The organism is Pseudomonas sp. HMSC076A11 (assembly GCF_001810205.1).
Lineage (GTDB): Bacteria > Pseudomonadota > Gammaproteobacteria > Pseudomonadales > Pseudomonadaceae > Pseudomonas > Pseudomonas aeruginosa.
In genome coordinates this window covers 23,139-29,551 of the sequence record NZ_KV800307.1, presented here as the reverse complement: position 1 = coordinate 29,551, position 6,413 = coordinate 23,139, and the positions used below count along the sequence as shown (strand labels likewise).

The following is a 6,413-nucleotide window of genomic DNA, read 5'->3' as shown; positions in this document are numbered from 1 at the left end:
GCCGGCCGGGGCCGGCGGGCGCTTCGCGGTACAGCGCCAGGCGGCCGCTGGCGGGGAGGAAGCCGCCCTCGGGGTCTTCCGCGTAGAGCCGCACTTCGATGGCGTGGCCGTTCAGCGGCACCTGTTCCTGTGTCAGCGGCAGCGCCTCGCCGCGAGCGACGCGGATCTGCCAGGCGACCAGGTCGAGGCCGGTGATGGCCTCGGTGACCGGGTGTTCCACCTGCAGGCGGGTGTTCATTTCCATGAAGAAGAACTGGCCGCGTTCGTCGAGGAGGAATTCGACGGTACCGGCGCCGACGTAGCCGATCGCCTGCGCCGCGCGTACCGCGGCCTCGCCCATGGCCCGGCGCAGTTCCGCACCGAGACCGGGGGCGGGGGCTTCCTCGACGACCTTCTGGTGGCGGCGCTGGATCGAACAGTCGCGTTCGTTGAGGTACAGGCAGTGGCCATGGCTGTCGGCGAATACCTGGATCTCCACGTGGCGCGGCTTCAGCAGGTATTTCTCCACCAGCATCCGCGCGTCGCCGAAGGCGGCCTTGGCCTCGCGCTGGACGGAGGAAAGGGCCTCGGCCAGCTCGGCCTCGTGCTCCACCACCTTCATGCCCTTGCCGCCGCCGCCAGCGGCGGCCTTGAGCAGCACCGGGTAGCCGATGCGCCCGGCTTCCCGGCGGAAAGTCTCGAGGTCCTGGGCTTCGCCGTGATAGCCGGGCACCAGCGGCACGCCGGCTTCTTCCATCAGCGCCTTGGCGGCCGACTTGCTGCCCATGGCGTCGATGGCCGCCGCCGGCGGTCCGAGGAAGAGCAGGCCGGCTTCCTCGCAGGCGCGGGCGAAGTCGGCGTTCTCCGAGAGGAAGCCGTAGCCGGGGTGGATCGCCTGGGCGCCGCTGGCGAGGGCAGCTGCGATGATCCTGTCGCCGCGCAGGTAGCTGTCGGCGGGCTTGGCGCCGCCCAGGTCGACGGCGATGTCGGCTTCGGCGACGTGGCGGGCGTGGCGGTCGATGTCGCTGTGCACGGCGACGCTGCCGATGCCGAGGGCGCGCGCGCTGCGCATCACCCGGCAGGCGATCTCGCCGCGGTTGGCGACCAGGAGGCGCTGGATGCTGCGGTAGTCCGGGTTCATGCGTCGTTTCTCCAGGCGGGCGTGCGTTTCTCCAGGAAGGCGCGCAGGCCTTCCTGGCCTTCCGGGCTGATGCGGATGCGGGCGATGGCCGCCTCGGTGTAGCGGCGCAGCGCCGGGCTCAGCTCGGCGGCCTCGACCTCATGGTAGAGCGCCTTGCAGGCGACCAGGGCGCGCGGGCTGTTTTGCAGCAGGTTGGCGATCCAGGCCTCGGCCTGGCTTTCCAGTTCGGCGGCGGGACAGCTTTCGCTGAGCAGGCCCAGTTCGCTGGCGCGGCGTCCGTCGAAGCGCTCGGCGGTCAGCGAATAGCGCCGCGCGGCGCGCTGGCCGATGGCCTTGACCACGAACGGGGCGATGGTCGCCGGGATCAGGCCGATGCGTACCTCGGACAGGCAGAAGGTCGCGTCGTCGCTGCCGATGGCCATATCGCAGCAACTGACCAGGCCGACCCCGCCGCCGAACACCGCGCCCTGGACCACCGCCAGGGTCGGCTTGGGCAGGTTGTAGAGATGGGTCATGAGTTCGGCGATGCGCTGGGCGTCGGCCAGGTTGCCCTGGTAGTCGAGGTCCACCGACTGCTGCATCCAGGCCAGGTCGGCACCGCCGCAGAAGTGCCGGCCACGGCCGCGCAGCACCAGCAGGCGGACCTGCGGGTCGCTGCCGACGCGATCGATGGCCTGCAACAGTTCGTCGATCACGACGGCATTGAAGGCGTTGTTCTTTTCCGCCCGGTCCAGCCACAGGGTGGCTACGCCGCGCGGGTCGATCTCAAGCTGGATGGTCTGGAATTCGCTCATGCTGGTCTGCTCGTCACATGCGGAACACGCCGAAGGCGGTCGGCTCGATGGGGGCGTTGAGGGCGGCGGAAAGCGCCAGGGCGAGCACCTCGCGGGTCTGCGCCGGATCGATCACGCCGTCGTCCCACAGTCGCGCGCTGGAGTAGTAGGGATGGCCCTGGTGCTCGTACTGCTCGAGGATCGGCGCCTTGATCTTCGCCTCCTCTTCGACGCCGAGCTGCTGGCCGGCGCGCTCGGCCTGCTCGCGCTTGACCTGGGCGAGCACCCCGGCGGCCTGTTCGCCGCCCATCACGCCGATCCTCGCGTTCGGCCACATCCACAGGAAGCGCGGGTCGTAGGCGCGTCCGCACATGCCGTAGTTGCCGGCGCCGAAGCTGCCGCCGATCAGCACGGTGAACTTCGGCACCCGCGCGCAGGCCACCGCGGTCACCAGCTTGGCGCCGTGCTTGGCGATGCCGCCAGCCTCGTACTTCTGGCCGACCATGAAACCGGTGATGTTCTGCAGGAACAGCAGCGGGATGCCACGCTGGCAGGCCAACTCGATGAAGTGCGCGCCTTTCTGCGCGGCCTCGGCGAAGAGGATCCCGTTGTTGGCCAGGATGGCGATCGGATAGCCGTGCAGGTGGGCGAAGCCGCAGACCAGGGTGGTGCCGAACAGCGCCTTGAATTCGTCGAACTCGGAGCCGTCCACCAGCCGTGCGATCACTTCGCGCACGTCGTAGGGCTGCTTGCTGTCGGCGGGAATCACCCCGTACAGCTCCTCGGCGGGGTACAGCGGCGCGCGCGGTGCACGGCATTGCAGCTGGCCCTGCTTGCGCCAGTTGAGGTTGGCGACGCAGCGGCGGGCGATGGCCAGGGCATGGTCATCGTCCTCGGCATAGTGGTCGGCGACCCCTGAGACCTTGCAGTGCACGTCGGCGCCGCCAAGTTCCTCGGCGCTGACCACCTCGCCGGTAGCGGCCTTCACCAGCGGCGGCCCGGCGAGGAAGATGGTGGCCTGTTCGCGCACCATCACGGTTTCGTCGGACATCGCCGGCACGTAGGCCCCGCCGGCGGGGCAGGAGCCCATGACCACGGCGATCTGCGGGATGCCGCGGGCACTCATGTTGGCCTGGTTGAAGAAGATCCGGCCGAAGTGCTCGCGGTCGGGGAACACCTCGTCCTGGCGCGGCAGGTTGGCGCCGCCAGAGTCCACCAGGTAGATGCATGGCAGGCGGTTCTCCAGGGCGATGGCCTGGGCCCGCAGGTGCTTCTTCACGGTCAGCGGATAGTAGGTGCCGCCCTTCACCGTGGCATCGTTGCCGACGATCATGCATTCCACCCCTTCGACCCGGCCGATCCCGGCGACGATGCCGGCGGCGGCGACCTCTTCGCCGTAGACTTCGTGGGCGGCGAGGGCGGAAAGCTCGAGGAACGGCGAGCCGGGGTCGAGCAGGCGGTTGATGCGTTCGCGCACCAGCAGCTTGCCGCGCGCGCTGTGCCGGGCCTGGGCGGCGCTACCGCCGCCTTCGTGGATGCGGCCGAGGAGGGTGCGCAGGGCGTTGACCTGTTCCAGCATGGTCGCGGCGTTGGCCGCGAACTCGGCGGAGCGTGGATTGATCTGGGTGTGCAGGATGGCCATGGCGGTGGCTCCGTGTCGAGGTGGGCGGAAGCGGTTGGCGCCCGCTCCCGACCTGGCGATGCGCCTGTCGATGCAATGGAATGCCCTCTCCCTGGCGGAAAAGGGCCGGGAAGAGCGAGGCTTCAGCGGGTTTCGTTGAACAGCTCGCGGCCGATCAGCATGCGGCGGATCTCGCTGGTGCCGGCGCCGATCTCGTAGAGCTTGGCGTCGCGCAACAGGCGGCCGGTGGGAAACTCGTTGATGTAGCCGTTGCCGCCGAGGATCTGGATCGCGTCCAGGGCCATCTGGGTGGCGCGCTCGGCGCTGTAGAGGATCACCCCGGCGGCGTCCTTGCGGGTCGTCTCGCCGCGGTCGCAGGCGGCGGCCACGGCGTACAGGTAGGCGCGGCTGGCGTTGAGGGCGGTGTACATGTCGGCCACCTTGCCCTGGACCAGCTGGAATTCGCCGATGCTCTGGCCGAACTGGCGGCGGTCATGGATGTACGGCACCACCACGTCCATGCACGCCTGCATGATTCCCACCGGGCCGCCGGAAAGCACCACGCGCTCGTAGTCGAGGCCGCTCATCAGTACCTTGACCCCGCCGTTGACCGCACCGAGGACGTTCTCCTCGGGTACCTCGACGTCCTGGAAGATCAGTTCGCAGGTGTTCGAGCCGCGCATGCCCAGCTTGTCCAGCTTCGGCCCGCGACTGAAGCCTTTCCAGTCGCGCTCGACGATGAACGCGGTGATCCCGTGCGCGCCCTTGTCCGGGTCGGTCTTGGCGTAGATCACATAGGTATGGGCATCGGGACCGTTGGTGATCCACATCTTGCTGCCGTTGAGAACGAAGCGGTCGCCGACCCGGTCCGCGCGCAGCTTCATCGAGACCACGTCGGAGCCGGCGTTGGGTTCGCTCATCGCCAGCGCACCGATGTGTTCGCCGGATACCAGGGCCGGCAGGTAGCGGGCCTTCTGTTCGGCGTTGCCGTTGCGCTTGATCTGGTTGACGCAGAGGTTGGAATGCGCGCCATAGGAGAGCGCCACCGAAGCCGAGGCCCGGCTGATCTCTTCCATGACCACGGCGTGGGCCAGGTAGCCCAGCGCCGAACCGCCGTACTCCTCGTCGACGGTGATGCCGAGCAGGCCCATCTCGCCGAACTTGCGCCACATGTCCATGGGGAACTGATTGTCCTGGTCGATCTGCGCGGCGCGCGGCTGCAGTTCGGCGGCGACGAAGCCGCGCACCTGGTCGCGGAGCATGTCGATGGTTTCGCCGAGGGCGAAGTTGAGGCTGGGATAGGTCATGCTTTCACCTGTAATTGTGCTTGTCCGGTTTAAAGCTTTGAATGAGGTTTATGTTTCAACTGTATGTTTGTTATAGCTTTTGATAAGCGCCGCTCGACAGCGCTCCTCGGCAGTATCCAGTTCCAGCTGCATCTGTTCGATGTCCAGCAACTGTTGTTCCAGCTGGGCGCGGCGCTCGGCGATCTTCTCCAGCATGGTGTTCAACTGCTTCTGGTTGCCGCTGCTCGGGTCCGGGTCGTAGAGCTCGATCAGTTCGCGGCATTCGGCGAGGGAAAAACCGATGCGCTTGCCGCGCAGGATCAGCTTCAGGCTGACCTTGTCGCGCGGCGAATAGATGCGTTCCTGGCCGCGTCGCTCGGGGGAGAGCAGGCCTTGCTCCTCGTAGAAGCGGATGGCGCGGGTGGTGATGTCCAGTTCGCGGGCGAGATCGGAGATGGTGTAGGTGATGGACATACGCTGGCACCTGCTTGTTTACCTTTACGTTAACGTAAAGCTGCGCCGAAATCCTGTCAACGCCTGGAACGGGGGAAAAATGACAGCCGTGAAAGATGCTTGTCAGAAAGATTTAATCGGCGCCTCATGAAAGGGCGCGGATGGCTCTGTTCTGCTTCGCCGAACACTGTGTTTCTCGGAGGAGTCGTAACGATGAGTCGGCTGATGACCTACAGGACGCTGCTGGCTTGCCTGCTCGCCGCGTTGCTTGCGCTGCTGGTGGCGGGCCAGCAGCAGCGCGCGTTCGAGCGAATCTGGTTCAAGCTGGAGCAGCGCTACGGCGGCGATGTTGCGCGCGAGAACGCCCTGCGCCTGGCCGACTATCGGGTCGATATCGAAGCCCGCGTGCTGGGCGCGGAGTCCAACGTGTCGGCGCTGTCCTTCGACCCCAGCCGGCGCAGCCTGGTCAGCGTGACCAACCAGGACCCGCATTTCCTCGAGCTGTCGCTGGACGGCGAATTGCTGCGACGCATCCCCCTGCGCGGTTTCCAGGATCCGGAGGCTATCGAGTACATCCGGCCCGGCGTCTACGTGGTCGCCGAGGAGCGTCGCCAACGCCTGGTGGAGATCCATGTCGACGCCGACACCCGGGTGATCGACATCGACGATCCGCGCAACGCCCGGAAGTTCTCCCTGGGCAGTGCAAACAAGCGCAACAAGGGCTTCGAGGGGTTGGCCTACGACCCGCTGCGCGAGCGCCTGTTCGTGGCCCGGGAAAAGGCGCCGGTGGGCATCATCGAGGTAAACGGCTTCTTCAACGACCGCGGCGAGGCGCTCGACCTGAGCGTCGGCGGCGACCCGCAGCGCGATCGCGGGTTGTTCCTCACCGATCTGTCGAGCCTCTACTACGACAAGGCCAGCGATCACCTGCTGGTGCTTTCCGACGAGTCGCGGGTGGTCATCGAACTGGATCGCGCCGGGGATCCGCTCGGCAGCCTGACCCTGCGTGGCGGCAACCATGGCCTGACGGACGACGTGCCGCAGGCCGAAGGGTTGGCGATGGACGACCGGGGCAGACTGTACGTGGTCAGCGAGCCGAACCTGTTCTACCGCTTCAGCCGAGCGCTGCCAGCGGCCGACTAGGGTGGGAAAAGGACGGC

At 67.2% G+C, this 6,413-nt stretch carries 5 protein-coding genes and 1 pseudogene; 1 reads left to right on the top strand and 5 read right to left on the bottom strand.

The annotated features are described in order from the left end of the window. From liuD to liuR, 5 genes and pseudogenes are all read right to left on the bottom strand, one after another. Nucleotides 1-1,120 (bottom strand): annotated as a pseudogene (gene liuD / locus HMPREF2716_RS14895) (methylcrotonyl-CoA carboxylase subunit alpha); the annotation flags it as partial. Beyond that, entirely contained in the window at nucleotides 1,117-1,914 is a 798-nt protein-coding gene (locus HMPREF2716_RS14890; protein WP_003088598.1) for a gamma-carboxygeranoyl-CoA hydratase, read from the bottom strand. The gene HMPREF2716_RS14890 and the pseudogene liuD, both read right to left, overlap by 4 nt. 13 nt (nucleotides 1,915-1,927) lie before the next feature. Further along, complete coding sequence (liuB, locus tag HMPREF2716_RS14885; RefSeq protein ID WP_070621938.1) at nucleotides 1,928-3,535, bottom strand: methylcrotonyl-CoA carboxylase subunit beta; 1,608 nt, start codon at nucleotides 3,533-3,535, stop codon at nucleotides 1,928-1,930. A gap of 122 nt (nucleotides 3,536-3,657) precedes the next feature. Continuing rightward, complete coding sequence (gene liuA, locus HMPREF2716_RS14880) at nucleotides 3,658-4,821, bottom strand: isovaleryl-CoA dehydrogenase (RefSeq protein WP_010794101.1); 1,164 nt, start codon at nucleotides 4,819-4,821, stop codon at nucleotides 3,658-3,660. A gap of 48 nt (nucleotides 4,822-4,869) precedes the next feature. Further along, nucleotides 4,870-5,274, bottom strand: a complete 405-nt coding sequence (liuR, locus tag HMPREF2716_RS14875) for a liu genes transcriptional regulator LiuR (RefSeq protein ID WP_003100383.1) — start codon at nucleotides 5,272-5,274, stop codon at nucleotides 4,870-4,872. A gap of 192 nt (nucleotides 5,275-5,466) precedes the next feature. Between liuR and HMPREF2716_RS14870 the strand changes: the two genes are divergently transcribed. Beyond that, nucleotides 5,467-6,396: an SdiA-regulated domain-containing protein gene (locus HMPREF2716_RS14870; protein WP_023128929.1), complete on the top strand. Its 930-nt coding sequence runs from the start codon at nucleotides 5,467-5,469 to the stop codon at nucleotides 6,394-6,396. Nucleotides 6,397-6,413: the final 17 nt, after the last annotated feature.

What these genes read in the sequence shown, in the direction of transcription:
- HMPREF2716_RS14890 (WP_003088598.1), bottom strand. Translation starts at nt 1,914, where the DNA reads ATGAGCGAATTCCAGACCATCCAGCTTGAGATCGACCCGCGCGGCGTA.
- liuB (WP_070621938.1), bottom strand. Translation starts at nt 3,535, where the DNA reads ATGGCCATCCTGCACACCCAGATCAATCCACGCTCCGCCGAGTTCGCG.
- liuA (WP_010794101.1), bottom strand. Translation starts at nt 4,821, where the DNA reads ATGACCTATCCCAGCCTCAACTTCGCCCTCGGCGAAACCATCGACATG.
- liuR (WP_003100383.1), bottom strand. Translation starts at nt 5,274, where the DNA reads ATGTCCATCACCTACACCATCTCCGATCTCGCCCGCGAACTGGACATC.
- HMPREF2716_RS14870 (WP_023128929.1), top strand. Translation starts at nt 5,467, where the DNA reads ATGAGTCGGCTGATGACCTACAGGACGCTGCTGGCTTGCCTGCTCGCC.